The 25,899-nt window shown below is 66.7% G+C and carries 19 protein-coding genes and 2 pseudogenes; 11 read left to right on the top strand and 10 right to left on the bottom strand.

The window, feature by feature from the left end:
• Nucleotides 1–309 (top strand): hypothetical protein (locus tag AB0C29_RS02100; RefSeq protein ID WP_360814065.1); only part of this gene is annotated, 309 nt, incomplete at its 5' end.
• A 116-nt stretch (nt 310–425) separates the two neighbouring features.
• Nucleotides 426–1,318: pseudogene (locus AB0C29_RS02105) on the top strand (IS5 family transposase).
• Between the two features lie 487 nt (nt 1,319–1,805).
• On the opposite strand, the gene AB0C29_RS02110 reads toward AB0C29_RS02105, so the two are convergent.
• Complete coding sequence (locus tag AB0C29_RS02110; RefSeq protein ID WP_360814067.1) at nt 1,806–2,129, bottom strand: trypco2 family protein; 324 nt, start codon at nt 2,127–2,129, stop codon at nt 1,806–1,808.
• Nucleotides 2,130–2,330: 201 nt separating this feature from the next.
• Here AB0C29_RS02110 and AB0C29_RS02115 point away from each other — a divergent pair, with 201 nt between their 5' ends.
• Complete coding sequence (locus tag AB0C29_RS02115; RefSeq protein WP_360814069.1) at nt 2,331–6,041, top strand: AAA family ATPase; 3,711 nt, start codon at nt 2,331–2,333, stop codon at nt 6,039–6,041.
• Here the strand turns inward: AB0C29_RS02115 and AB0C29_RS02120 are convergent.
• The gene (locus AB0C29_RS02120; protein ID WP_360814071.1) at nt 6,020–6,406 is read right to left on the bottom strand and encodes a hypothetical protein; all 387 of its coding nucleotides are present in this window, start codon (nt 6,404–6,406) and stop codon (nt 6,020–6,022) included. The two genes, AB0C29_RS02115 and AB0C29_RS02120, sit on opposite strands and share 22 nt — an antisense overlap.
• A gap of 324 nt (nt 6,407–6,730) precedes the next feature.
• On the opposite strand from AB0C29_RS02120, the gene AB0C29_RS02125 reads away from it, so the two are divergent.
• From AB0C29_RS02125 to AB0C29_RS02160, 8 genes and pseudogenes are all read left to right on the top strand, one after another.
• The gene (locus AB0C29_RS02125) at nt 6,731–6,898 is read left to right on the top strand and encodes a hypothetical protein (protein ID WP_360814073.1); all 168 of its coding nucleotides are present in this window, start codon (nt 6,731–6,733) and stop codon (nt 6,896–6,898) included.
• 393 nt (nt 6,899–7,291) lie between these two features.
• Nucleotides 7,292–8,668, top strand: coding sequence for an ARMT1-like domain-containing protein (locus AB0C29_RS02130; protein ID WP_360814075.1), 1,377 nt, complete (start codon nt 7,292–7,294; stop codon nt 8,666–8,668).
• Between the two features lie 20 nt (nt 8,669–8,688).
• Nucleotides 8,689–9,339, top strand: a complete 651-nt coding sequence (locus AB0C29_RS02135) for a hypothetical protein (protein WP_360814077.1) — start codon at nt 8,689–8,691, stop codon at nt 9,337–9,339.
• Nucleotides 9,340–9,367: 28 nt separating this feature from the next.
• On the top strand, nt 9,368–10,258 hold the full coding sequence (rfbD, locus tag AB0C29_RS02140; RefSeq protein ID WP_360814079.1) for a dTDP-4-dehydrorhamnose reductase: 891 nt from the start codon (nt 9,368–9,370) through the stop codon (nt 10,256–10,258).
• A 57-nt stretch (nt 10,259–10,315) separates the two neighbouring features.
• Nucleotides 10,316–10,903, top strand: coding sequence for a dTDP-4-dehydrorhamnose 3,5-epimerase family protein (locus AB0C29_RS02145; RefSeq protein ID WP_360814081.1), 588 nt, complete (start codon nt 10,316–10,318; stop codon nt 10,901–10,903).
• 193 nt (nt 10,904–11,096) lie between these two features.
• The gene (locus AB0C29_RS02150; RefSeq protein ID WP_360814083.1) at nt 11,097–11,381 is read left to right on the top strand and encodes a hypothetical protein; all 285 of its coding nucleotides are present in this window, start codon (nt 11,097–11,099) and stop codon (nt 11,379–11,381) included.
• A gap of 1,056 nt (nt 11,382–12,437) precedes the next feature.
• On the top strand, nt 12,438–13,427 hold the full coding sequence (rfbB, locus tag AB0C29_RS02155) for a dTDP-glucose 4,6-dehydratase (RefSeq protein ID WP_360814117.1): 990 nt from the start codon (nt 12,438–12,440) through the stop codon (nt 13,425–13,427).
• Between the two features lie 505 nt (nt 13,428–13,932).
• Nucleotides 13,933–14,372, top strand: a pseudogene (locus tag AB0C29_RS02160) (IS630 family transposase); the annotation flags it as partial.
• 75 nt (nt 14,373–14,447) lie between these two features.
• Here AB0C29_RS02160 and gntD read toward each other — a convergent pair.
• The 8 genes from gntD to AB0C29_RS02200 all read right to left on the bottom strand — a co-directional run bounded on the left by gntD (nt 14,448) and on the right by AB0C29_RS02200 (nt 25,880).
• Entirely contained in the window at nt 14,448–15,440 is a 993-nt protein-coding gene (gntD, locus tag AB0C29_RS02165) for a guanitoxin biosynthesis L-enduracididine beta-hydroxylase GntD (protein WP_360814085.1), read from the bottom strand.
• Between the two features lie 30 nt (nt 15,441–15,470).
• Nucleotides 15,471–16,232, bottom strand: coding sequence for an alpha/beta fold hydrolase (locus AB0C29_RS02170; protein ID WP_360814087.1), 762 nt, complete (start codon nt 16,230–16,232; stop codon nt 15,471–15,473).
• Entirely contained in the window at nt 16,232–17,251 is a 1,020-nt protein-coding gene (locus AB0C29_RS02175) for an ATP-grasp domain-containing protein (protein ID WP_360814089.1), read from the bottom strand. The genes AB0C29_RS02170 and AB0C29_RS02175 overlap by 1 nt, the downstream gene beginning before the upstream one ends.
• A gap of 270 nt (nt 17,252–17,521) precedes the next feature.
• The gene (locus AB0C29_RS02180; protein ID WP_360814091.1) at nt 17,522–17,809 is read right to left on the bottom strand and encodes a phosphopantetheine-binding protein; all 288 of its coding nucleotides are present in this window, start codon (nt 17,807–17,809) and stop codon (nt 17,522–17,524) included.
• Nucleotides 17,806–18,813: an LLM class flavin-dependent oxidoreductase gene (locus AB0C29_RS02185; protein ID WP_360814093.1), complete on the bottom strand. Its 1,008-nt coding sequence runs from the start codon at nt 18,811–18,813 to the stop codon at nt 17,806–17,808. Before AB0C29_RS02185 ends, AB0C29_RS02180 begins: the two co-directional genes overlap by 4 nt.
• Before the next feature lie 38 nt (nt 18,814–18,851).
• On the bottom strand, nt 18,852–20,075 hold the full coding sequence (locus tag AB0C29_RS02190) for a cytochrome P450 (protein ID WP_360814095.1): 1,224 nt from the start codon (nt 20,073–20,075) through the stop codon (nt 18,852–18,854).
• Entirely contained in the window at nt 20,072–22,027 is a 1,956-nt protein-coding gene (locus tag AB0C29_RS02195; RefSeq protein ID WP_360814097.1) for an amino acid adenylation domain-containing protein, read from the bottom strand. Before AB0C29_RS02195 ends, AB0C29_RS02190 begins: the two co-directional genes overlap by 4 nt.
• 49 nt (nt 22,028–22,076) lie before the next feature.
• Complete coding sequence (locus AB0C29_RS02200) at nt 22,077–25,880, bottom strand: amino acid adenylation domain-containing protein (protein WP_360814099.1); 3,804 nt, start codon at nt 25,878–25,880, stop codon at nt 22,077–22,079.
• Nucleotides 25,881–25,899 lie beyond the last annotated feature (19 nt).

The raw sequence follows: 25,899 nt of genomic DNA on the forward strand, positions 1-25,899 counted from the left end.
CGGGTCACCTGCGTCGGCACGGTGCCCGGACGCGACCTCGCCCAGGCTCTCGCCGCATGGCTCGCGCCGGTGCCTTCCGGCGGATGGCGCCCCCTACCGGCCTCCGTCACGGCCACCACCGCCACCTCCCCGGACGGACGACGGGTCCACGTCGTGCACAACTGGAGCTGGGAACCCGTCGCGGTCGAGGCGCCGGTGCCGCTGAACGACGCCCTGACCGGTGCCGCGGTCGCGCCGGGCACGGCGGTGCACCTCGGCGCGTGGGACGTACGCGTCTTCGCGTCGGCCGGAACCGAAGCTCCGGGCTGACCAGCCGCGGATGAATCGCGGATCAACGAGCCGACCGTCGTGTTGCCGAAGGTTCGCGCTAGGCTTTGCCCTGCGGATCATGCGTGTCGATCATGGATGACGGTCGCTGAATCGGTGTGGCGCGTGGTGATTTGAGCAGTGAGGAATGGGCTGTCCTGGAGCCGTTGCTGCCGGTGCAGCCCGTCCGGGGCGGGCAGTGGCGTGATCACCGGCAGGTCATCAACGCGATTTGCTGGGTCAAGCGCACCGGTTCACCCTGGCGTGACCTGCCCGAACGCTACGGGCCGTGGAAGACCGCGCATCAACCGTTCACCCGCTGGGCCGCTGACGACAGGTGGGCCCGGAAAAAGGCCCAGGTCATCGCGCTGGCCGAATTCGATGACGACATCGACTGGAACGCGCAGGTCGACGCCACGATCGTGCGGACTCACCAGCATGCGGCCCGGGCTGCTAAAAGGGGCTGACCGTCACCGAAGCACGGGCACGCGAAGGCATCGGCCGGTCTCGCGGTGGGCTGACAACGAAGATCCATACTCTTGCCGACGGCCGAGGTCGATCCCTGGCCACGCTGATCGCCCGAGGCCAAGCCGCTGATACCCACCCGCTGATCCCGCTGCTCGAGCTCATCCGCGTGCCCCGGGCCGGCGGGATCGGCCGGCCGCGTAGCCGTCTGGAGTCGGTGACCGGCGACAAGGCCTATTCCTCGCGAGCCAACCGGCAAGCCCTGCGCGGCGAACGGACCCGCACGATGATCCCAGAACCCAACGACCAGATCGCCGACCGGCAACGCCGGGGCTCACGCTAAGGACGGCCACCGGCGTTCGACCCGGTCGCCTACCGCCACCGCAACCAGATCGAACGTGGCTTCAACCAGCGCAAACACTGGCGTGGTCTGGCCACCCGATACGACAAGCTCGGCGTCAACTACCAAGCCACCCCGGACCTGGTCGAGATGCTCGACTGGCTACGCGCCGTTCCCGGCGGACATGATCCGCGGGACAGGACCTAGTGGCTTAGCCTCAGGCGCCGAGTCGGTGGAGAGAGGATCGTGGCGCAGGTCAAGTGTCGCGGCCAGCTCGGTGTCGATCCTCGACGCGGCGTCAGGCAGACCACAGTCACCACGGGCCATGCTGGTCGACACGCGGCTACCAACGGTGCAAGGAGCATTCGACCTTGTGCTCGCGACCAGCCGATTACGGGTCCACTGTTATTCATGTCAGTAAATGTTAAGAATTGCCGACCCGTGTCAAATATTCCACTAGCCTGGGGGTACGCGCTTCCCGAATGTCGGTTGATGCTATCGGGTGATGACCCACGCCAGGGCTGTCGATCACACATGGATCACGCATCGATCGCACAATTGTTGACATAAGTGCCCCGTAGGGCCGCCTCGGACATAGGGTCCGGACGCCAGCGGTGGATCTGCCAGCGGGACTACTGTCGAGGGCCGATCGAAGCCGTACCGACAGCTCTTGGCCGATCAAGATCGGGCTCTGTCAGTCGTCGCTGAGCTTGATCCGTCCGCCGTTGAACTCCGGCTTGAGCACGAGTTTTACGACGTGGGTCGCGCTGGTGGCGTGGTCAACGCCGCCTCCGACTGTCAGCACGCTCCACAGGCTGGCCTTCGCCTCGCCCTTACGGGTGTTCGTGACGACCACCTGCAGCTGCACCTCGACGCTCTCGCAGGAGAATGCGAGATCCTTGCCTTGGGCGCGTTCGACGGCCACCGTGAGCTGATCGCGCAGACTCTCCAACGCGTCGGCGAGCAGCAGGTCACCCTGGATCAGCCCGCCTTGTGACAACTTCTCTTCCGGGTCCACGCCGACATTCCTATCGTAATTGTCCGCGCGACGTTCACCTCTTACCGCCCGGAGAACTCGACCGGGACAGCCGGTGGGTGGTCATGCGTTCACGGTAGTCGATCTCCATTGAGGATCAACGGACCGGACGAACGGCCACTGTGCGGCGGACCGGCGCGCGATAGGAAAGGTGCTGTGACTGTCGATGACAGCTTTTCCCGAGTGGTCGAGGTCCGGGGTGCCGACTCGGGGCGCGGATCCGGATACGCGGTGTCCGCCGACCTCGTCCTGACCGCGGCGCACGTCATCGGCGGCGACTCCGCGCGGGTCATGGTGGGCGACGAGGAAGTGCTCGGCACCGTCGTCTGGCGCAACACCGGCCTCGACGCGGCGCTGATCCGGCTGCCAGGCCCACGCTGGGAGCCGCGGGCCGTCCGATGGGCGGTGCTGTCCGGGGTGCGTCGCGTCCAGTTCACGGCCGTCGGCTTCCCGAAGGTGCAGAAGACCGGTGACGGCCGGACGGTCGAGGAGGCGGTGGCCGGATTCATCATGCCGTTGACCGGCCTGCGTACCCGTCGGTACGGGCTCAACGTAGAAACCGCGCTGCCCGCCGGCACGACCCGGCAGTGGTCCCTCTGGGGAGGCCTGTCCGGCGCGGCGGTCCTCGACGAGAATCACGAGTACGTGCTCGGCATCGTCATCGAGGTCCCGATCGCTTTCCAGCCGTCCCGCCTGGAAGCCCAGCCGGTGGCCGCACTCTTCGACGACCCGGAGTTCACCCGGCTGGTCGGCGTTGACTCCTCGGCGCTGGTCGGCTTCCCGCCGCCGCCGCCACCGCCCCCCTCGGAGTGGGAGTCCGCCCGGGAGCGGCTGACCGGCCGCGGGATCGGGATGACGTTCTGGACCGACGAGGAGATCGCCGCGGGCTGGGCAGAGTCGGGCCAGGACGACCCGCCACTGGAGGAGGGGCAGCCGGTCGACGTCATCTCGCTGCGGCGCGGCGAAGTGCACAACCTGCAACGCGCCTTCGGCGCACTGGGCCGGGCGTTCGACACTTGGCTGCGTGCCGAGCCGCGCAAGCGCGTCCGAGACCCGCTGCGGATCTTCTGGATCACCGGGGAGCCTGGAACGTTCCGCGACCGGGCGCTGCTCGCGATCCTCGCCCGGGCCGGCACGACCGCCGAGGTGATCGGTGACGCCGGCCTCGACCCGTCCCTCGCCACCACGGCGATCGTCGAGTTCGCGGCGCCCGTCCTACCCAAGGCCCGTCGCGTCGTGGGGGTGAACCTGAGCCGGTCGGCCACCACGAAGGACTGGGCCGATCTGGACACAAGGCTGCGCCAGACGGCCGGCCGGGGCGGGACCCGGCCGTTGCTTATCGTGGCCGGTTCGGCAGAACAGGAACAGGCTGTCTACGACGAGCTGCGGCACTCGGCTGAGCTGGACCCGTACGACGTGAAGGGCAACCCGGCGCCGTCCCCGGCGAGCGATGCCGGCGCGACCGGCATGAACAGCCAGTCGCTGGGCGCCGACGACATCTTCTACCGCGGCCTGCCCAGCACCGCCCAGGAGCTGCTGGGCCGGGAACGCGAGCTGGCCGAGATCCGCGCCGCCTGGGCCTCCGGGCAGACTCGGATCCTCACCATCGTCGCCCCGGGCGGGGTCGGCAAGTCCTCGCTGGTCAACCAGTGGCTGCGGGAGATGCGCGACCAGGACTACCACTACCCGGCAGTCCGCAAGGTGCTCGCCTGGTCGTTCTACAGCCAGGGGACCCGCAACAACCTGGCCTCGGCCGAGACGTTCATGATCGCTGCGCTGGAGTGGTTCGGCGACCCGGAGGCGGCCCGGCAGAACGGGCCGGACCGGGCCCTCGCCCTGGCCGAGCACGTGCGCGACCAGCCCACACTGCTGATCCTCGACGGGGTCGAGCCGCTGCAGCACCCGCTGGCCGCCGGTGAGGTCGGCGGCCGGTTCACCGACACCTCGATGACGGCGTTCCTCGACGCGCTCGCCGAACCCGGTCCACCCGGATTCTGCCTGATCACCACCCGTGTGCCAGTGGCCGACCTGGAGGGCGATGCCGTCCACGAGATGCTGCTGGACAACCTCGACGACCGGGCCGGCGCGGAACTGCTCAGGAACATCCTCGGCCGATCCGCGAAACCCGACGAACGGGAGCTGCGGGCGGCGGTCCGCGAAGTGGACGGCCACGCGCTGGCCCTCAACCTGCTCGGCCGGTACGTGCGGGACGCGCACGCCGGGCGGCTCTCCGGACGCAGGGAGCTGGAGTCGCTGGCGGTCGCCGTGGACGACGGCGGCCACGCCCGGCGGATCATGGAGACCTCGGCCGGCTGGCTGGAGCAGCACCGGCGGCTCGGCGAGCTGACCCTGCTCAACATAATCGGCCTCTTCGACCGGCCGGCGCCGCCCGAGGCGATGGCGGCCGTCCTGGGCGCCGGGACCGACCGGCTGGCTGACGGCCTCGACCGTGTAGGCGGTGACGAGTGGAATCGTGCCGTGGCCGCGCTACGCCGGATGGGCCTACTCAACACCGAGACTCCAGGGCAACCTGGTGTGCTGGACGCGCACCCGCTGGTCCGCGAACACTTCCGCGACCGGTTGAAAACGCATGACCTGGCGTCCTGGAAGGCCGGCAACGGCGCGTTGTTCGAGCACTACCGTGGCTCGGCACCGCCGTTGCCGGACCGGGCCGCGGATATGAACCTGCTGTACGCCGCGGTCAACCACGGCTGCGCGATCGACCGCCACCAGCAGGTGTTCGACGAGGTCCTGGTGCCGCGGGTGTGGCGGGGCACTCAAAGCAGCTTCTCGACGCGCCGCCTCGGCATGGCCGGGTCGGAGATCGTCGCGCTGTCGAACTACGTCCGCCTGCCCAACTGGAACGAGCTGCGCGACCTGTCACTCACCTTCGAGGCCGAGCTGACCGTGCTGTCGAACGCGAGTCTGCGCCTGCGCCAGCTCGGCCGGCTACACGACGCCCGGGCCAGTTGCGGCGCGGTGCTCGACGCTCTGGACGAGCGACCGGACGCCGAACCCGGCCATGTCGAACAGGGCGCTTACACCGCCTGCCTGGACACCGAACTGCTGGTCGTCGCGGGCGCCCTGGACCAGCCGCTCGCGGGAGAGGAGGCATCCGCCCGGCAGACCGCACTGCGGGCCATCGACTTCGCCGATCGCGGCAACGACGCCTACTTCCGGATGTACGCCCGGTCGTGCGACGCGGAGGTGTCGTTCATGCTCGGCGACCTTGACGGGGCTGGCGCCCGATTTGCCGAGGCGATGGCCGTGCCCGGTTCCCGGCTTCCATTCCTCTACTCGCAAAACACCTACCGGTACGGCTACTACCTAATCGAGACGGGTCGGGCAGCCGAGATCCTGGCCGGCGCCGAGGACCCCGGTTGGGCGCTGAACGGCGACGACTCATCGCAGCTGTCGCTCGCCCTCCGCAAACTGATTGTGGGCGCCGCCGTGCGCTCCGTCGCCGAACAGGGCAAGGCCGCTCCGAACATGCTGGCCAACGCGTGGAAGCAGCTGGATAGCGCGGTGGTGGCGCTGCGCAGCGTCGGCTACACCGACTACCTGATCCGCGGTCTGCTGGAACGAGTCCGCGCCCGATCGGTCGGCGCGCCGACCGAAAACTACGCCGGTGCGCTGCGGGACCTGGAACGCGGCGAAGTCGAGGCCGAACGCGGCGGCATGCGCCTGTTCACCGCCGACATCCACCTCTTGCGCGCCGAGCTGCACCTGGCGTACTGGCCCGCGATGACCGGCCGGGAGCGGGACAACGTCGCGCCGCGGATCCAGGACGACGTCCGAGCGGCGGGCGACCTCGTCCGCGCGCTGAACTACGGCCGACGTAGCCGCGTCCTTGCCGCCCTCGAAGAACGAGTTCAGACGACCACGCGACGATAGGCATCCGGCCGCTGCGGATCATATGGGCCGTCGGTAAGCCCCATCATGCGCAGCGTCGCCGAGCCGTCGTTGCGAATGGCATGGGACGCGCCGAGCGGGATGGTGATCACAACGGTGCCCGACCCGGCAAAATCTCGACGGCGCACTTCGGTGCCGTCACCTTCGTCCCAATGTAGCGACCAGCGGTCGTCGGCCATGATGACCAGGATCTCTCGCCGGACCGTGTGGTAGTGGTTGCCCCGCACCGCGCCCGGCTCAATGGCGGCGACGTGCATGTCGGCGACCGGGAACGGATCCTTCAGCAGCTCTGCCGGGATGCTGAAGCTGCTACCGCGAGCATCACCGGTGTCTGGCAACTCGACCACGGACAATAGGAGATCAGGCACCCCGAGACCGTCTCACACCTCGCTTCGGGACTCAAACGGCCGGATGCTCGCCCGGGGAGATCAGGTTGGTGGTCATCTCCGCGCCGGGGGGAATCGACGTGGAGGCGTTGCTTCTCCTCGTTCACGAACATGATTTCCAGATGGCCGATAAACGCCGATCGAGCCGGTAAAATCGCCGGATTCTGTGCGCCTTCGTGGCTAGCACGAGCAGGTCGTGTCAAAGAGCAGCTTAGACGCTGCCCGGATCCGCTGCCCGGACCCGGTGTTGGATTGGGCTACTCGGCCAGCCATGGTTGAACCTCCATGCCTCTGTCGATCGGCGACGCTACGCGACGAGTGTGGACCCCGCGCTGGCTGTGGCTCCGGCTCGACGACGCCTCGGCGGTGCAGACGGGCTGGTGCGCCACGTACGCCGGCTCGCGCGCTGGCTCAACGTCGGGCGACGTGCAGGCGTTCGCTCTTCCGCTGTGAACGTCACTTCGGTCAGGTGACCATCACTCGTCGATGGTCATGTGGGGTTGCCTGGATCGCGGCTGGGGTCGGTCGGGAAGTGCTTTCGCCGTACCGTCGTGGCGTACGTTTCGGCCGGCTTGATCAGCGAGGTGCCATCGCCGTTGCAGGGTATCGCGTGATGATCGCGACCTGACGCAGCCCGGGAGCCGAACCACCGACAGGCGGAAACGTCGACGCCGTGTCTCCCGCCGCGGACCTGTAGTGCCTGGCACTACTCGGCATCACCTGAGCAGTACAAACACGTCATCGATAGCCCTCATTGACCGTCAAGAACGATTGTGCTTGAATTCCTAGCAGGCACAGATTTGAGTTGGCAAACGAGGACTACTCGACGGAGGTTGGGCATTCCGGATGGACGCGGAACCTGCGGAGCCGGCTCGAACCATCAAGGGCGCCATCCCGGCGAGCGCATTCGGATTCAGTCTGGCGCGCATGCTGATCGACATACCCTTTCTGTCTTCGGAGGAAGCCGTCACGCAGTTGACGGAGACAGTCAATGCATCCCGTGCGCTGACCGGGGCACCGGACGGGCCGATCCGCATCGAGAATCTGGACGACGTCGTCTTGAACCCGTCGCGGTTCGTCTCGTTCGATTCCTACCCGGAGCCACGGCCAATGCAGCGGCTTCCCGACGGCCGTCCGTACCCATTCGGAAACGGGCCGGCCGGGGTCCAGGAAAATGCGGTCGCGTGGGCTGACAGCAACCTCAAGGTCAGTGCCGAGCGGATCGGCGGCCTTCTTTCACTCCCCGGCCCCCGCATCGAGAGCCTCGCCTGGGCCCTACTGCGCGGTTTCGGCATCCTTCTGCGCGCTGATGGCGGCCTGCTCTGCGATACGATGGGATTCAACACCTCGCCCTACCTGCAGGAGCGCTTGGTTCAGCTCGCGCTGGGCGGCCGAGCCCACGTCGTCTTCGACGACCGTGACCGCCGCGGAGCGCAAGCCAACAAACTCGTTGAACTGGCGCTCACCGCTGTCGCTGATATGCCGCTCGAGGAGCTGATCCCAGTGAGCCTCGCGGTCGGCTCGAGCCGGCGCGCGATGCTACGATTCGGGCTTGCGAGCCGGGATGATGCGCACCCTTCTTGCCAGATCGTCCAAAATCTGGCAGAGCATGCGACCCGCGACGCCTCCGCCCTCCGGTTCCCCGTCGACGCTAGCGACACATTCCTGAGGAAGCTCTCTCGGGGTCCCCAGCGCTTGGGTGTCGTGCTCGACGACAACGGCGAGGCGGCCGCCGATGTCCTCGTCGTGCAGAGATTGCTGCAGCGGAATGCGGAGTTGTGCGTGGTATTCGTGCTGAACGAGTATCCCCTCAGCGTGAACATCTCCCGGCGCACGTTCGAAAAGCTCCTCGGCAGCGATCTCTATGCGCCTCTTCGGCGCGCGTGCGAGGACGGGCGGGTCGAACTGGTCTTCGAACGCCAGATGTTCAACAACCTTCACCCGGAACTCTTGTCGCCCACCACTCGCGAGGCACTTCTGAATTGCGATGCGTGTTACTTGAGAGGAGTCGGCCTATTTGAGGTATTCACTAAGGCCGGCGCGCCCGAACGCTATCACGCATTCATTGTGCATGGCCCCAGCAGCATATCTGTCACCGGGATGGAAGATGGCGACGCGGTCTTCGCTCGCATTGAGCCCGACGCTGTGGGATATGCGGGCTCGGGCCGAAGTCTGCGCACTCTGCGCGAACTGTCCGCTCAACGCCTCGAATCGCATGCCTGATCGGTCGCCCGGAGGTTTAAGTGTCAACCGAGACGAATTTCAACTGTCGGTTCTGTGATCGGCCCGACCCGGAGCGAATCATCGCGATGGGTGATTCCGAGTACCTTCAACTCTCGCTCGGGCCGCTCGTCGAAGGGCACACCATGGTGGTGACCCGAGAACATTATTCATGTTCCGCTGAAACGCCAGCAGAACAGTTCGACCGCATCTTCCGGACGGGCGAGGACGCGCTCGCTCGGCTGTCAGAAATCTACGGTTCGGACGGGGGCACCATCTTCGAGCATGGCCGCAGCGGCGCTTGCCTGCCTCCTGGCCACGGCGATGACCACTGTTTTCACGCTCACGTCCACCTGTTGCCGGTGAAGGTCGCCGTCACCGAATCGATCGTGAACCGATACAAGATTCAGCGCCTCAGCGACTGGGGCGAGGTCCGCGCGACCTATCAGCAGGACGGGAAGCCGTACCTGCTGACACGGGACGCCAGTGGCATCGCCTACGTGGCCGATCCGCAGGACCTGCCCCGCCACTACCTCCGTTCCGTCGTGGCCGAGCAGTTCGGCATGCCAGAGCTGGCCGACTGGGTCGCGTTCTCGGGATACCGCACCATAGCCGCTTCCATCGAGAGAATCGGCACCCAATTGGCCGACACCGTCAAGTCGAAGACGGCGTGAACATGCGTCCGAAGCGGAGCTGACGCCGATGCGCTGGCTTGTCACTGGAGCATCCGGCCTCGTAGGAAGTGACGTGGCCGCCGTCCTGCGCCATACTGGCCGACGTAACGACGAGTTTAGCTTCGTCACGAGGTGTGAGCTCGACATCACCGACGCCGCGGCGGTTCGGGCCGCTGTGGCCGGCCATGACCTCGTCATCAATGCGGCAGCCTGGACGGATGTGGACGGTGCCGAATCCAACGAGGACCGAGCGACGAGGGTGAACGGCATGGCAGTCGAACTTCTGGCGAATGCGTGCGTGCAAGTCGGGGCGCGACTGTTCCATCTTTCCACCGATTACGTCTTCGCCGGAAACGCACGGACGCCCTATGCCGAAGACGCGCCGACCGGTCCCATCAATGCTTACGGCCGAAGCAAGTTGGCCGGCGAACGTGCGGTGCTTAGCGCACTTCCCGATACGGGATATGTCGTTCGCACCGCCTGGCTCTACGGCGCGCACCGCGACAATTTCGTCACGAAGATGCTGGACCTGGCCGAAGCTGGCCGGACGGCGGAGGTGGTCACCGACCAGATCGGGCAACCAACCTGGTCCTTCTCCTTCGCCAATGGACTGGTAGCGCTCGCCCGTGCCGCGGCGCACGGCGAGGTGCCCGCCGGCATTTACCATGTCACTGCCGCCGGGCAAACTTCGTGGTACGGCTTCGCCCGCGCGATTCTCGCTCTCTCCGGCTACGAACCCAGCCTCATTCGGCCGATTGGCAGCGACCGGCGTCGTCGACCCGCTCGCCGTCCGGCGTTCAGCGTGCTCGGCCACAGCCGATGGCAATCTACCGGGCTCTGGCCGATGATTGGTTGGGACGATATGCTGCGAGAGGCAATGACGTCATCGTATCTGCGAATACCAGCAAATCCAAGCTGAAAATGCGGAATAGGTTCTATAATTATATGTCTGAATGTGATTGGTAATTCGTCTGCCATGAAGATTACTCCGCTCGCGATTGCCGGTGCGTGGGAGGTCTCTCCGGTCCAAAACCGCGACGACCGCGGGGTTTTCCTGGAGTTGTATCGGGACGAGCAGTTTTCCGCCGCCGTCGGGTATGCCTTTCCGCTCGCCCAGGCCAATGTGTCTGTCTCGGCCAAGGGAGTTGTGCGTGGCATTCACTATGCAGATGTCCCACCTGGGCAGGCGAAGTACGTCACCTGTGTTCAGGGGGCGGTGTTCGACGTGATCGTCGACATCAGGGTCGGCTCGCCCACGTTCGGCCGGTGGGAGGCGATACGCCTGGACGATACGGAGCGGCATGCCGTCTATCTGTCGAGCGGCCTCGGTCACGGGTTCTGCGCACTCACCGACAACGCCGCCGTAACCTATTTCTGCTCCACTACCTACCACCCGAGCAGGGAACGCGCGGTGCATCCCCTAGACTCTCAGCTCGCGATTGATTGGCCGGTCGACGACATCCGGCTCTCCTCTCGAGACATGGGCGCGCCCAGCCTGGCCGGCGCGTTGGAGGCCGGACTCCTTCCCCCTTTCGACAGCTGCCGCGCCCGGCGGGAGGCGTAGTTGACCGGGAGCTCGGCGGGCAGCGCCTCGGGGCTACGTCGTGCATGGCTTCCCGTGACACCCGTCCAAAGCTCGATCTGGATGGGTGAGCGTGGTTGGTCCGGCACCGCACGCTATCTGGAGTCGCTGACTTTCGGTCGCTCGCCTCGCCAGAGCTGCCGCTGCCACTGCTCGGGCGGAGTCGCTGAGGGCGGTGCTGTCGCGGCACAACGTCTTCCGGAGCGAATACCGGCTGCGGCATGGTCAGGCTCAGCGTGCCGCCGTGCCGGGCGACACATCTCCCATCGAGATTCTGAACGTGGAACCGGCCGCAGTGCGGGATGCGGTTCACGGCTTTGTCACCGCCCCTCTCGATGTGGATCCGGCCGCGTCGTGCGCGGACTTTTCGTCTGCTCGTCTCTCCGAGGGCCACACGTCGGTCCTAGCCTTCCACCACGTGGTCGCGGATGACTGGACGCTCGACCTCGTGACCCAGTAGGTGGCCGAGATCTGTCGTGTCTGGCGGAGGACCGGGAAATCGCTCTGCTTGGCGCGGTATAACTCGGCTCCTACTTGACCGGGCGCGGCGGCGCCTCCCGGCCCGGTCCCTCGTCCTTGGCGCGAACGTCTTGGCGGGGCGCCGCCGGTTACCGCACTACCCGAGGATCGGCCGCCACCCGGGACGTCTACGTTCCGGGCCACCGGGAGGCTTTCGACCCAGGCAGCCACGGCCGGCGCTGACCCGGGCACTGCGAGCGAAGCCGTCGTCTGTGCTGCTCGCGGCGACACACGCTCTCGTCTCCCCGCCACGCCGGCCAGGACGATCTCATCATCGGCATGCCGTGGTCCGCGCGTACCTCACCGCAGACCGATCACCTCGCCAGTGCTTCGTGGACATGCTCCCGATCCGGCGGACGCTGTCAGGCTCGATGGCGTTTTCGCAGCTGGTTCGGCTCGTCACTGACAAAGTCGGCAGTGTGGCGAACGGGGTTTCCTCCGCGGACCTCTCGGGGGAACTGACAGCCGACTCCCCGCTGTGCCGGATCGTGGCCACGGTCAGCGAACGAAAGACAACGCTCGACCTGCCCGCTCTGAAAGATAGAACGGCAGTGCCCGCACGACGGGACGTCGAAGTACGACCTATTCTACTATTGATCCGCGGAAGGCGGGGCATCTGGGGTTGCTGGAGCATTCGACCGACCAATTTGTGCGTCTTACGGCCGATCGCCTCGTTGCCAGGCTCGTTCATCTCCTCGCGTCCGCAGCGGCCGACCCCACACCATGATCCGCATCGCCATGATCGACAACCTCGCGAAACGCCTCACCGCCGAAACCACCCCAACCTGGCGGGACACCTAAAGCGGTATAACCCGCAAAGGATATGAACCAGACGTCCTTTAGGAAGGTCGCGCTCGTTCACCGGACCATCACGAGGCCCAGCCCAAGATCAACTAAATTTGCTTTTGGCTCTGCTTGTGGAAGCGGCCGATCACGTTGCGCCTCTGCCGGGGCAGCGGAGGTGGGCGATCTGCAGTACCATTACCTTATGCCAAGAATGCTCATTACTGGAGGCGCCGGCTTCATCGGCGCCAACTTCGTCAATTACACGATTGAGAACCACTCCGAATATGAGATCTGCGTGCTCGATTCGCTCACCTACGCGGGCAGCAAGTCGAGGTTGGACCGTGTCCTTCATCGAATTGATTTCGTGCACGGCGATATATGTGATGCGGAAATCGTCGGGCCCTTGGTGGAGTCGGCTGATCTGGTTGTCAACTTCGCGGCGGAATCACACGTGGACAATTCGCTAGACGATTCCTACCCGTTCGTTCGGACAAACATCATCGGTACATACACATTGCTCGAAGCCATGCGCCGGCACGGCGGTAGATTCCATCACATCTCGACGGACGAGGTGTTCGGGGACCTTCCGCTAGAAACCACTGAGAAGTTCACCGAGAGTACGCCCTACAATCCGTCCAGTCCGTATTCGGCCAGCAAAGCCAGCTCAGACATGCTCGTCCGGGCATGGGCTCGATCCTTCGGTGTTGCCGCGACGCTCTCCAACTGTGCTAACAATTACGGGCCGTTCCAACATGTCGAGAAGTTCGTCCCGCGCCAGATCACCAACCTCATCGGCGGCCGGCGACCGAAGGTTTACGGCACAGGCCTCAACGTTCGAGAATGGACACACGTCGATGACCACAATGCTGCCGTGCACGCGATCCTGTCGCGCGGCGAGATCGGGGAGAGCTACCTCATCGGGTCGGGGAACGAGTTGAGTAATAGACAAGTCGTGGAACTGGTCTTGGATCTTATGGGGTTCGCGCCGGACGCGTACGACCACGTGCCCGATCGCCCAGGGCACGACCTTCGCTATGCGAATGACACCACCAAAATCATGACGGAGTTGGAATGGGTGCCACGGTACGTCGATTTCCGCGACGGTCTGGCGGAGACGATCCACTGGTACCGCGCCAACGAGTGGTGGTGGCAACCGCAGAAGATGGCCGCGGAAGCCCGGTATCAGGCACGTGGGCAATGATTCCGCGTTGCGGCGGCGCCGAGCACGAGCCGGCCCGATGAGCGCTGCCGCTGCCGGGCATGGCGGACCCGCGTCCGTCCGCAGGACGTCTCCGCTGCAAGTGCGCGATTTCCGTCTGCTGCTAACGGCCCGGTCGATCTCCTTCCTCGGCGATGGCATTTACGGGTGTCGGTCGCGTTCGCTGTCTGGCAGATCACCAGCTCAGATCTTGTGCTTCGTTCACCAATTGATGATGGTCGTTGTGTGGGAGTCGAGTTTGGGTTTCGGTATGGTGGCTGCCCGGCCGGGGCGGCCGGGTGTGCCCAGGGTGTTCCGGTGGGTGAGTCGGGCCTTTCGTCTCGCCGGATCGGGGTGTCCGGTTCAGGTGGGTAGGCTGCGGATTTTCTGCCAACCGTGGGTTGGATCGCCTGCGAGGTGATGGTCGATGAGGGCAGCCGCAGGAGGCGTCGGCGGGCGTGGCGGTCCAGGTAGCGGACGTGCAGCAGGTCGCGCAAGGTGTCGGGATAGCCTTGGTGAGCTGCGGGTGGTGGTCGAGGGGCTTGATGCGCCGGCGCAAGGCGGCGACCACACCCTGTCCGCACTCAAATCGATTCGGGCTGCACGCCCGGACGGCGCGCCGATATACGTCATCCTGGACAACCTGTCAGCCAATAAGACCCCAGCTATCCGCGCCTGGGGCGTCCGGAACAAGGTCGAGCTCCGCCTCACTCCGACCAGCGCCTCATGGGCGAACCTGATAGGCCCAGTTCGGGCCACTGCGCATGTTCACGATGGCGAACTCGAACCACCCGAACCACACCGTGCTGGGCCCGTAAGTTGCAGAAATACCTGCGCCGGCGCAACGCCAACGCCCGCCACCCCGACGTCCTGGCCGCCCAACGCCGTGAACGCGCCCGCGTCCGCAGCGAACACCACCGGTGGGGCCGCCGCACCAAAGCCGCCTGAGGCCCCTTAGACCCGGCAAACGTTCATGGACAACGCACTAGCCTGCCGTAGAACCGCACAAACCGGTTGACTCTTTCAGAAAAGCACGCGTCGGCAATGGGGACTCATCGTGCCGACAGCTCGGCGCAAGTTGCGGCTGACGATCATCCGTTTCAGCCAGCGATCGGTTCCGTCATAGCGAGAGAGGAACGGTCGTCTTCCGTGCACTGCCCGGTAGTTGTCGACGATCAGCAGGTCCCCCTGGCCGACGACGACGCTTCGGTCGTTCGCCATCAGTAGCGCCATGAGCGTGTCCAGCGCCGCCTCGGCTTCCTCGTCGGCGCCCGTCATGAACGGCCGGTCAATGCAGAGGTAGGGATTGGCCGGGTCGCCCGAGAGCACGGGCACGGCCGGCGGCGAATCCCGCAGCTCGATCGCCCGGGCGAGCGCCCGTGACTCCGGGTGGCGAGCCGCCAGCTGCCGAATGTGCTCATCGTCCGGGCGGATGTAGAACCGCGGCTGCGACAGGATGAGTCGGTGTGCGGGGCTCAGTTTCAGGTCCGCCACCGAGGCGAGGCACGTGGGCACAGCGTCGTGGTTGCGCACTCCGAACAGCAGCAGATAGTCGCAGCGGTCCGGGTGAAAGCCGTCCTCGGTGTGAAACTCGAGGAGCGTGTCGCTGCTGTAGCCGTTCTGCCGCTTCTCATCGCCCCGCATGGGCAGCAGGTTCTGGATGATGGAGGAGTCCTGCAGAGTCGCCCATGTGTAAGGCTCGCCCAGGACCAGCCCACACATGGCCAGCAACATGTCATGGTCGGTCGTGGGCACCTGGAGCGCATCTGCCCAGGAGGGTGGTGTCGGGCCGGTCGCTTCGTTGGAGACAGGGTATCCGTGCAGGACATACGCGGCGGCGAACTCGGTCCTCCGGAAATGCTCCAGCACCCGACGCAGACCGGAGGTCAGCCGGGACGCCAGGTCCCAGTGCTCGTCGTAGAAGCGTGGGTCTCTCAGGGAGAGGGCCGAGTCAGCGAGGGTGTCGTATGTGTCGCGGACAGCGGCGATGTCCTCCGTCGTCAAGGTGTAGTGCACCACGGAGTCCTGAGCCATCGTGATCCAATCTCAAAGCTGCTGGCGAACAGTGTTTTCGATAAGCCGCAGCACAGCCGGCCGGTGCTCATCGAGGTAGAAGTGGCCCCCCGGAAAGCCATGCATAGTGGGCGGGATCTCGGTGAGATCACCCCAGGGACGGAGCCGGTCCATCGACACGATGTCGTCGTTGCCGTAGAGCACGTGCACCGGTCCGGGTACGGCAGGGCCTGGCCGGAAACCGTATTCCTCGACACGGCGGTAGTCCGCGCGCAGCGGTGGCACGATCAACGCGGCCAGGGTGGGCTGGTTGAGCACCTCCTGCGGGACGGCACCGTGCCGTCCGGCGACCGCCCGCAGGAGCTCGGCGTCGCCGAGGTGCGCCAGCGGCGCCTCGCGGCGCGGCAGGTGTGGCGCCGGGCAGGCGGACAGCCACAGGTGACGCGGCACATCCCGGCCGAGGGTGATGAGCTTCCGGGTCATCTCATACGCGAGCAGGGCGCCCATGCTGTGTCCGAAAAGGCCGAAGGCCCCGCTCGGCGCCACCTCGGTCAACAGGGCAGAGACGAGGCCGTCGAGCGTTCCCGGATCGGGCTCGCGCCGGCGTCCACCGCGGCCTGGGTACCGCACCCCCACCAGCTCGATGTTCTTCTCGCTGAACACGGATCGGGAAAACTCCGCGCCGGTTCCCCCGGCATGGGCCAGGTAGTAGACCCGGAAGGGGGCCGACGACTCCGGCGGGCGGACGCCCGGGGAGACATCGGCGGCCGACCGGAGCGCGGCATCGGCGAACATCACGCGTCCGTCGGCTCTGGCGCGAAGTCGCAGACGTACGTCTGGTGGATTGCTTTACGGAGCGCCTGGAGCGCGTCGTGATCGGAAGCGTGTCCGTACACCGTGCACAGCTGGCTCACCGATCCCGTTCGCCAGTCGACCACGGACCCTGGCCGGGCAACGGCGACCATTCGGTCGACGCCGTCCATGGCGCGCAACGCGTCAAGGCCGCGGACTCGAGTGATCCGGACCCGATCTTGCGGCGACAGAATACTCATCTCGAACACGACATTGCCGTCCGGCGGTGGCGCCGACGGATGTGGCCGGCGCCCGACGGCGACCTCGAAGGCCATGGCGACCGGGTCGCGGCCACCGGCCTTGCGGACAATGTCGGCCACCCCGCCGCCGAGCCGGCCGTTCACCTCGATGATCTTCGGTCCGGCCGGGGTGAACTTGACCTCTGTGTGCGTGATCCCGTGCCGCACGCCGAGGGCACTGATCGCCTCGGCCGCAAGGCCGTTTACGCTGGCCAGCGTCTCGTGGTCGAGGGTCGACGGGAAGAAGTCGCCGGTCTCGCGAAACGGCACCGCCAGCGGGAATTTCCCCAGCGTCACCACGTGCCTGCTCTCGCCCTCGAAGCTGACATGCTCCACCGACACGTGGTCGCCCCACCGCGGACCGGCCGGTCCGGGGTCGCCGACCAGAAGTTCCTCGACGACGAACTCCTCGCGCATGACGAGGGCTTCCTCAACGGCCTGCCAGTCCTTGTGGTCGTCGATGCGGAACGTGTCGCGCGAATGCGTGCCGACCGCCGGCTTGAGTACCACCGGCAGGCCGATCCGGTCGATCGCTCGGCCGACCTCCTCGAGGGTGTGCACCGATTCGTACCGCACCGCGTCGACACCGGCCTCGGCGAGTCGCCGGCGCTGGGCGGATTTCCGGGTCAACCGGTCGAGCGTGGCGAGGTCGTGTCCGGGTAGACCGATCCGGTCGGCGAGTTCGCTGGCGAGGCGGAGCGCGTACTCGCTGAAGGTCAGCACGCCCGCCGGAGCGAGCCCACGTACGTGCGCCGTGACCTGTTCCAGGTCCAGGCCGCGGATGTCGTGGCTGTCGGCGAGTTCTTCGATGAACTCGGCTGTCTGGGCCACATCGGGTCGGCTGCTGTCGTACAGGAAGTAGAGCTCGCAGATGTCCTCGGCGCCCGAGACTATCTCCAGCGGAGTGGCGGCGCCGTTGTCGTACACGACGACAACAAGTGGGAGCGCCATGTCGTTCGTCAATGTCCGTCCCTGATCTCGGTGAAGCCCGGCCTACCGGTTCGGTAGCTCGCTGGCACATGCCGCGGTCACCGCGGCGAGCGTTGCCTGGAAGAAAATCGCGTCCAGCGGCACCTCGACCCGCAGGCGATCCTCCAACTGAGCCGCCAGCAATACTGCGGAAAGCGAGTTCCCGCCGAGGTCGAAGAAGTCGTCGGTGTCGGCGCAGTCACTCAGCTCGAGCACATCCAGCCAGATCGACCGGACCGTTTCGGCGAGTTCCGCATCGGTGGGCACAAGGTTCTCCAGTGGTCGCTCGCCGGGTCGCGATCCGGCGTTCATCGGACGGACGGCGTCATTGAGCTGTCGGCCACCGCCAGCGCCGTCCAGGTGTGATCGAGGTCTTCGCGCTCCGCCGGCACATCCAGCACCAGAGTCCGGACGCCCAGGTCGAGGTACCTTCGGAGCAGCGCACCGACCTCCTCGTACGAGCCGACGAGGTACGGGCAGAAGGTTCGATAGCTCCGGAACGGATAGAGCCAGTACGGGTCTCGATCGTGGCCGGACGCCGTCGTGCTCAGGTCCGCGTACCACCGGGAGTCGGACATTCGGGCGGTCATCCGGTGCAGCTGTTCCCCGGCCAGGTCGACCGGGAACCGGGACATGGCCGCGTCCCATGCGGCCCCGCTGGTGCACCGGGCGATCACCCCGATCCTGATGCCCCAGTGCCCACCGGTCTCGTCGGGTTGTGTCGCGTACTCGTGGGGAGTCAGCGGATACGCCAGCCGGATCGCCCCCAGCGCCTGGGCCGCATGCCGGCTGGCCGGCGAGGAGCCAGAGAGGTAGTAGGCCGGCAGCAGTTCCTCGGACGTTCGATGCGGCAGGGTCGCGCCCTTGAGGCGGTAGTGTTCCCCGGCGTATGTCACCGGCCGGCCAGCCGTCAGGAGCATGCGCATGACCTCGGCGTATTCCGCGAGTCGCGCGTAGCGGGTGTCGTGCTCGAGCTCGTCACCCATCGCCCGCAGGTGGGTCGGCGAGCCACCTGTCACCAGGTTGATCGCGAGCCGGCGTTCTTGCATGAAAGCCATGGACATGACCATCCGGGCTGCCGCGTACGGCGACATGTAAGCCGGTTGGGTAGCCACCAGCGGTAGAATCCGTTCGGTGGCCTCGACGACCGCCTGGGCTACCAGCCATGGATCAGCCAGCGAGTTGTCGGTGTAGATCAGCATCCCGGCGCAACTGGCTTCCTCGGTCCACCGCGACACCTGACCCACCCGGTCGAGAAAGGCCTTCCCGCCGGGCGCTTCGGAAGGTGGGCAGGTAGTGAACACCTCGAGCTTCATCGGCTCGCGTCTTTGCGGGGTTTCCACACCCGCCGGGTTCAGCACGCCGTCACCACTCTGACCGGCAGCGAGGTCATGCCCAGGATGAAGTTGGAGCGCAGCCGCCGCACCTCGCCGGCCAGGTGAAGCCGTACACCCCTGCCCAGCAGCGCCTTGTAGAGAATAGAGAGCTCCGCATTGGCGGTCGGTGCGCCGATGCACCGGTGAAGGCCGTTGCCGTATGTGACGTGCCGATTCGGCGAACGAGTGATCTCGAAGCGCTCGGGCGCGACGAAGTGCTCGTCGTCGAAGTTGGCCGAGGCGTTCCAGAGCGCGACGAGCTGTCCCTTGCCGATCTCTTGCCCGCCGATCACGATGTCCCGGGTGGACAGCCGGGCCACGTAGGCGTTGGTCGAACTCCAGCGCAAGATCTCGTCCAGTGCGGAAGGCAGCAGCTCCGGATCGGCGAGCAGCCGGTCGTACTGGTCGGGGTTGGTCAGCAGAGCGTGCAGACCGGTGCAGGCCGTGTACGAGGAGGTCTCGTTGCCGCCGACCGCCACGTTCATGCAATTGTAGAGGACTTCGTCTCCGGTCATCGGGCGTCCGTTGACCTCGGCGTGCGCCAACATGCTGACCACGTCGTCGCCTGGGTCGCGGCGTCGCTCCTTGACCAGATCGGCGAAGTACTCGAACACCTCACTCTGCAACCAGGCCAGCCGTAACCGCTCATCATCGTCGATGTCCACCAGGGCCGGATCACGGAAACCGATCATCCGGCGGGTGATTCCGATCAGTTCGTGAGCCTCGGCATGTCCGACGTTCATCATCGTCATGACCGCTCCGGCGGGGAGCGCGGTGGCCACTTCGGTGGCGAAGTCACCGCCGCCATCTTCGACCAGCCGGTCGACGGCCTGGTCCACCAGAGCGGACACCTGCTGCCCTACGCGGGCCACCATCGTCGGGGAGAACGCCGGATAAAGCACCTGGCGCAGCATGCGATGACGAGGCAGGTCCGAGGCGACCAGCATCTTGCCGGCCGCCGTGTCCCGCTCGTTGCGGAACGAACCTCCGAGGACGGCTCCGGCCGACGAGCTGAAACCCACATGATCCCGGTAGGCGGAGACCACATCGGCGTACCGGCACAGCGACCAGAAGCCCTCACCGCGCGGCCCACCGCTCCAATGGACTGGGTCCTCCTGCCGCAGCCGAGCGAACACGCTGTGGTGCTCGCCGCGGACGAAGAGGTCCGGGTCGGTCAGGTCGGCGGCGAAGGTGTGCGTCACCGCGTTTCCTCGCGCTCGCTGATGACGGCGGCCAGGTCACGCAGGACGGTGTTGTCCAGGACGTCCCGGAATTCCAGACTGACCCCCAGGTTGCGCTTAATTCGCCGCTGTAGCCGGAACGCCAGCAGGCTGTGCCCGCCGAGATGGAAGAAGTCGTCGGTGGCGCCGATATTCTCCGCGCTCAGGAGTTCTTCCCACTCCCGAGCGAGCCACTTCTCCCGCGGCCCCGACGGCTCGACGTGGTTGGCCCTGCGCTCTACGTGGCCGTCCAGCGTCGCCCGGAGTGCGTCCCAGTCGCGCTTGCCGTGGTCAGTCATCGGGATGCGGTCGAGGACGACGAACTCACTCGGCACCATGTAGTCCGGCAGCACCTCGACGGCGTGGTCACGCAATGCGCGCACGGTGACGGTGTCCTGCGGCACCACGAACGCCATCAGTCGGCAGTCCTCGCCCTGACCCCAGCTCAGCACGGCGACCTCGACGACATCGCGGTTGTGGGCCAGGGCGCGCTCCACCTCACTCGGCTCTACCCGGTATCCCCGGATCTTCACCTGGTCGTCCGCCCGACCGACGAACATCAGCTCGCCGTGCGAACCCCAGAAGGCCAGATCGCCGGTCGCGTACATGCGGGAGCCGTTCGTCGCGAACGGGTCCGGCAGGAAGCGCCCCGCCGTCAGGCCCGGCGCACCGAGGTAACCGCGAGCTACTCCGGAGCCGCCGATGTGCAGCTCGCCCACAGCACCGGCCGGCACGGGCCGGAGCCGTTCGTCGAGAACGTAGGCTGTGGTCCCGGCGAGTGCGGTGCCGATCGGCACGCTGTCAGCGTCCGCTGCGAGGGTCGACACCTCGTGTGCTGTGCACGCTGTCGTCGCCTCGGAGGGGCCGTAGAGGTTGAAGAATCGACCGCCGAAGCCGGTGGCGAGCAGTTCGTGACAGGCGGTTGGGGAGAGCACGTCGCCGCCGGTGTGCAGAATCCGTACCGAGACGAAGGCGTCCCGGTCCTCGCGGAGGATGTGGTTGATCGCCATGGTCGGCACCAGGATCGCGCTGATCCGGGCTCGTCGCAGCTCCCGCCGGATGTCAGTCTCCAGCAGCTCCGCGATGGCTGGTAGTACGGACACCGTCGCCCCCGCGGCGAACGCGCACCAGGTTTCGAACTGAAAGGCGTCGAAGGACAAGCTCGACACCTGGGCCACCCGGTCAGCCGGGGTCAGTGCCGGCAGCGCTGGGTTGTGCGCGAACGAGGCCAGGTTCCGGTGCTCCAGAACGATCGCCTTCGGTGTGCCGGAGCTACCCGAGGTGAACAGGACGGCGGCGGCATCTCGCGATGCGACCTCGACGGCAGGTGCGGCCACCTCCGCTGCGTCCGCCGAGGCGCGGGTCCAACCCACCACCCGCCGGTCCAGGTGGGCCAGCCGGTCGATCCAGTCTGGACGAGTCAGGACCGCTGCCGCGTCGCTGCCTTCGATCATGGTGTCGCGACGGCTGTCCGGCAGCCGGTTGTCGATGGCTACGAACGCGCCACCGGCCTTGATGATGCCGACCAGCGCAACGAAGACGTCCAGACCGCGGCTCAGGTAGACAGCGACCCGGTCCTCGGTCCCGATGCCGAGGTCGTGCAACTGCCCGGCGAGAGCGTTCGATGCCCGGTCCAGCTGCCGGTAGGTCAGCGTCTCGTCGTCGCAAGCGACCGCGAGGTGATCCGGAAACTCGGTTACCGTCCGGCCGAAGCTCTCCACGAGGGTGACGGGATCGGCCGGTGCTTCAGGCCCGGCCGGCGTCGCGGCCGGCCGCAGATCGGTCCAGATGCTGTCGACGACCGTGAGGCACTCCTCGCGGGAGCCAGTCGTCCCGTGCGGGTGCCACCCCTGGGGATTCGCGGTGGAAGCCGGCCACACGCTGTACTGGCCGGCGTCGTTGTGCACGACGTGGTAACGCTCTTCGAGATTCATCAGCTTCCGCTCTCTCGGCAGTTCGACTATCTCAACAGATGCTGAGGGTTCACAGCGGTAGCGGTGTCAGTTCCGCCGGCGCACCGGGATCGAGCACGGTGCGGAGCGCCGCGGACAGCGAACGCTCGCCGGAAAGCCGTTGTGGGGGACCGGCCGTCCGCAGGCGACCGATGACGGCTCCCGCTCCCGCCCACCGTTTGATTTCCGCCCGGTCATGTCGCGTGTCGCGCGTGGACAGCAGGATCACGACCGGCACCGGAGACACGCCTGGGGCCACCGTGTGCACGGCCCGGCGGAGCCGGAAGGCCCGCCCCAGTCGCTCGCGGAGGATCCCGGCATTCGGCGTTCCCGAATCCAGCACATCAACCACGTACGACGAACTGTCCAGGCCGTGGTGTTCGCCGGCAGGGTCGATTAGCACCACGCGAGTCACCGGCACGCCGGCCTCGACGAGCCGTGGAACGACGTGGGTCGCCAGCCGGCAGCCGGTGGCGCCGGCGGCAAGCACTGTCAACGCGGCTTGCGAGGTCGCCGCGAGGTCCCGGCAGGCCCGGTCGAGCATAATCGCCAGGTCGGGTTGCTCGGCGCGCAGCTCGGACGAAAAGGCGTCGGCTTGAGCGACCGGTAGGTCGGCCAGGTGATCGCGCAGCTCGATCAGTCCTTGGTCGGTGCCGGCCAGACAGAGCAGGCGTGGCCCGCCCTCGCCGGACCGCAGAGTCACCCGCCGCAGCAGGCCATCACTGCGCCCTCGGATCAGCTCAGCCAGGCGGCGCGGGCTTGGGTGTTGGTAGAGATCGTCGAGGTCGAGTTCATGGTGGAGTTCGTCGCTGAGCCGGCCGACGGCGATCGCGGCCCCCAGCGAGTTGCCGCCCCGGCGGAAGAAGCTCTCCTCAGCGCTGATCTCGATGCCGAGCAGCGCCGAGAGCCCTTCCGTGACCAGGGTCTCGACGACGTCGACCGGTAGCCGGTAAGCGCCGGTCGGTTTCTCGGCGAGCCCGGCGGCCACCCGCTCGGCGAGTTGCCGGCGGTTGGTCTTCCCGCTGACTGCTCGGGGCAGCGCGTCAGTCACGACATAATGTGCCGGCACCATGGAGGGCGGCAGCATCGCCCGAGCGTGGGCGGTCAGTTTCCCGGCGAGATCCGCATCGGCGGGACACCAGGTGCCCGCCGGCAGCGGCGATGTCGGCACCACCACCGCGGCCAGGCCGGTCATCCCCGCCATGCTCACCGGCACCACCGCGCAGGTCAGTACTTCTTCCACAGCCTGGAGACGGTGCTCGATCTCACCCGGTTCGATCCGGTGCCCGGAGACCTTGAGCTGGTCGTCACCGCGGCCGACCAGTTCGAGTCGACCTTGGCCGTCCCATCGGCCCAGGTCGCCGGTCCGGTACAGCCGACCGCCCGGCTCGGCCGGCGCCTCTGTGAAGGCCGCGGCGGTGAGGTCCGGCCGCCGATGGTAACCGAGCGCCAGCGCCCCGCCGCCGATGAAGAGTTCGCCGGTGGTGCCGGGCGGGGCCGCCGAGCCCCAGCGGTCCCGCAGCACGAATCGGTTGCCGTGCAACGGTCGCCCGACGCGAATCGGCGCCCGATCGACTCGCCAGGCGGAGGACCAGACGGTGGTCTCCGTGGGGCCGTACAGGTTCAGAGCGACATCTGCCGCTGTCAGCAGGCGGTCACGGACGGTCGGAGTCATCTTCTCGCCACCGCAGAGCGCCACGCGAAGCCGGCCGGTAAGCCGCGGGGCGAGGGCCTCCCACACCCCAGGGGTCGCCTGGATCACCGTGACCCCGGTATCCGCGACCAGCCTGCCGAGTTTCACCGGGTCACTCGCCTGACCCTCAGACGCGATCACCACACAGCCACCGAGCAGCAACGGCGTAAACAGTTCGACCATCGAGATGTCGAAGGTCACGGTGGTGGCGGCCAGCACGACATCCGCCCGGTCGAGTTCTGCGATCGACACGATCTCACGGAGCAGGTTGGTGAGCGAGCCGTGACCCACCACGACGCCCTTGGGCACTCCGGTCGTGCCGGACGTGTAGAGGAGGTACGCGGGAACGATGCCACTGGCGGGGGTGTGAACAGGGGGCGTCGCACCCGTTTTCTGGGCGCCGAGTGGAACGATCGCCGCGGCACTCCCGGCCGCCACGCGAACAATCCGGTCCCGGGTGATCTCGTCCACCACGACGACGTCGGGTTCTGCGTCACCGAGCAGGAGGTGCAGCCGATCGTCCGGATGCCGCCGGTCCAGCGGTACGTAAGTAGCGTCGCAGAGCCATACCGCCAGCGGCACCGCGATCACCGCGGAGGTGCGGGTGGTGCAGGCTGCGACTCGGCCGCCGGGGACGAGCCCGGCCCGGGCGAGCCGGCCGGCGAGAAGGACGACATCGTTCCACAGCTGGCGATAGGTCTTTACCCCGACAGCGTCGCGCACCGCGGGCCGGTCGGGATCCGCGGCGGCGACCTCGCGGAGGAGGTCCACCATCCGCTCCTGGGTGACCTCTTCACCCGCGCCGCCCCACCGGTTGAGCAGAGCGCGCTCCTCGTCGCACACCACGTCGAGCTCGGCCAGCGTGAGGTCGTCCCGGGTCGCGACGGCGTCCAGGACAGTCAGGAAGCGGCGGCGCAGCTGGTCCGCTGCCTCGTCGCTGATCCTCGCCTTGCGGTATTCGAGAACGAAGTCGAACCGGCGGCCGTTCTGCCGCGCGTCCAGAACGACGTCGAACTTCGAGATCCGGAACGGGAATGACAACGGTGTCACGGTCAGGCCGTCCAGTCGCAGCCGAGCGTCGCCAAGACTGTTCATCCAGAACATCGCCTGAAAGAGGGGGGAAACCCCCGCACGCCGAGATGGGTCGAGGCCGCGGACAACCGACTCGAAAGGAAGGTCTCGGTTGTCGATAGCGCCGATGACGACCTCGCTGACCCGTTGGACAACGGTTCTCAGGTCCGGGTCACCGCCGAGCCGCACTCGGATCGCCACCGAGTTGACGAAGTTGCCCACGACCGAGTCGAAGTCCTCGTCGTCACGGCGCATCACCGGAGCACCGATCACCAAGTCGTCCTCGTTGGCGATTTTGCCGAGTGTCACGGCATACGCCGTGAGCAGCAGAACGAACGGAGTGACACGCAGTCGGCGGCATGCCGCCGCCACCGCGGCACAGGACTGCTCCGGCAATTGGAAGCTCACCCGGTCCCCCTCGTACGGCGAGGCCCCCGATTTCGCTGTGGGTGGCAGCTCCAATGCCGTGGGCGCGTCGGCGAGTTCCTCCCGCCAGTACGCCAGTCCGTCGTCGAGGTTCTTCTCCAGCTCCTCTTCCCGGCGTCGCAATTCCGTTGCGGCGTCCGCATCGGTCAGCGGCAGCGGGAGCAACTGGTCACCGTTGTACGCTCGCTGGAGTTCGTCCAGGACCACGCCCTCCGACCACGCGTCGACAGCGATGTGATGCACAAGGAGCAGGAGCAGCGCGGAATCGCCGGTCACGACGACCAACCGCGCCCGGATCAGCGTGCCGCTGGTCAAGTCGAGGGGCTCGTGGACCCAGCGGTCGACGAGACGCTGAGCCTCAGCCTCCGCTTCGGACGGTGACACGCCGGTCAGGTCGACGACCTCGAGCAGGTCCGGTACGGGCGCGTGTACCTCGGCCACGACATCGAGCCCGTCCTCCCGGAACGAGGTCCGCAACGCGTCGTGGCGGGCTGCCACCACGTCGACAGCCGAGCCGAGCAGGGACGCGTTCACCCCACCGCTGAGCCGGAACAGGATCGGGGTGGAGTAGGCCGAGCCGGTTCTCTCATGCCGATCCAGGAACCACAGCTGACGTTGGGCGGCTGTCGCAGGGTAAGTAGTCATCGAGCGTCCCTATCTGAAG

Source organism: Actinoplanes sp. NPDC048791 (assembly GCF_040650095.1).
GTDB lineage: Bacteria > Actinomycetota > Actinomycetes > Mycobacteriales > Micromonosporaceae > Actinoplanes.

What these genes read in the sequence shown, in the direction of transcription:
- AB0C29_RS02125 (WP_360814073.1), top strand. Translation starts at nt 6,731, where the DNA reads ATGCCTCTGTCGATCGGCGACGCTACGCGACGAGTGTGGACCCCGCGC.
- AB0C29_RS02130 (WP_360814075.1), top strand. Translation starts at nt 7,292, where the DNA reads ATGGACGCGGAACCTGCGGAGCCGGCTCGAACCATCAAGGGCGCCATC.
- rfbD (WP_360814079.1), top strand. Translation starts at nt 9,368, where the DNA reads ATGCGCTGGCTTGTCACTGGAGCATCCGGCCTCGTAGGAAGTGACGTG.
- AB0C29_RS02145 (WP_360814081.1), top strand. Translation starts at nt 10,316, where the DNA reads ATGAAGATTACTCCGCTCGCGATTGCCGGTGCGTGGGAGGTCTCTCCG.
- rfbB (WP_360814117.1), top strand. Translation starts at nt 12,438, where the DNA reads ATGCTCATTACTGGAGGCGCCGGCTTCATCGGCGCCAACTTCGTCAAT.
- AB0C29_RS02170 (WP_360814087.1), bottom strand. Translation starts at nt 16,232, where the DNA reads ATGTTCGCCGATGCCGCGCTCCGGTCGGCCGCCGATGTCTCCCCGGGC.
- AB0C29_RS02180 (WP_360814091.1), bottom strand. Translation starts at nt 17,809, where the DNA reads ATGAACGCCGGATCGCGACCCGGCGAGCGACCACTGGAGAACCTTGTG.
- AB0C29_RS02185 (WP_360814093.1), bottom strand. Translation starts at nt 18,813, where the DNA reads ATGAAGCTCGAGGTGTTCACTACCTGCCCACCTTCCGAAGCGCCCGGC.
- AB0C29_RS02195 (WP_360814097.1), bottom strand. Translation starts at nt 22,027, where the DNA reads ATGAATCTCGAAGAGCGTTACCACGTCGTGCACAACGACGCCGGCCAG.
- AB0C29_RS02200 (WP_360814099.1), bottom strand. Translation starts at nt 25,880, where the DNA reads ATGACTACTTACCCTGCGACAGCCGCCCAACGTCAGCTGTGGTTCCTG.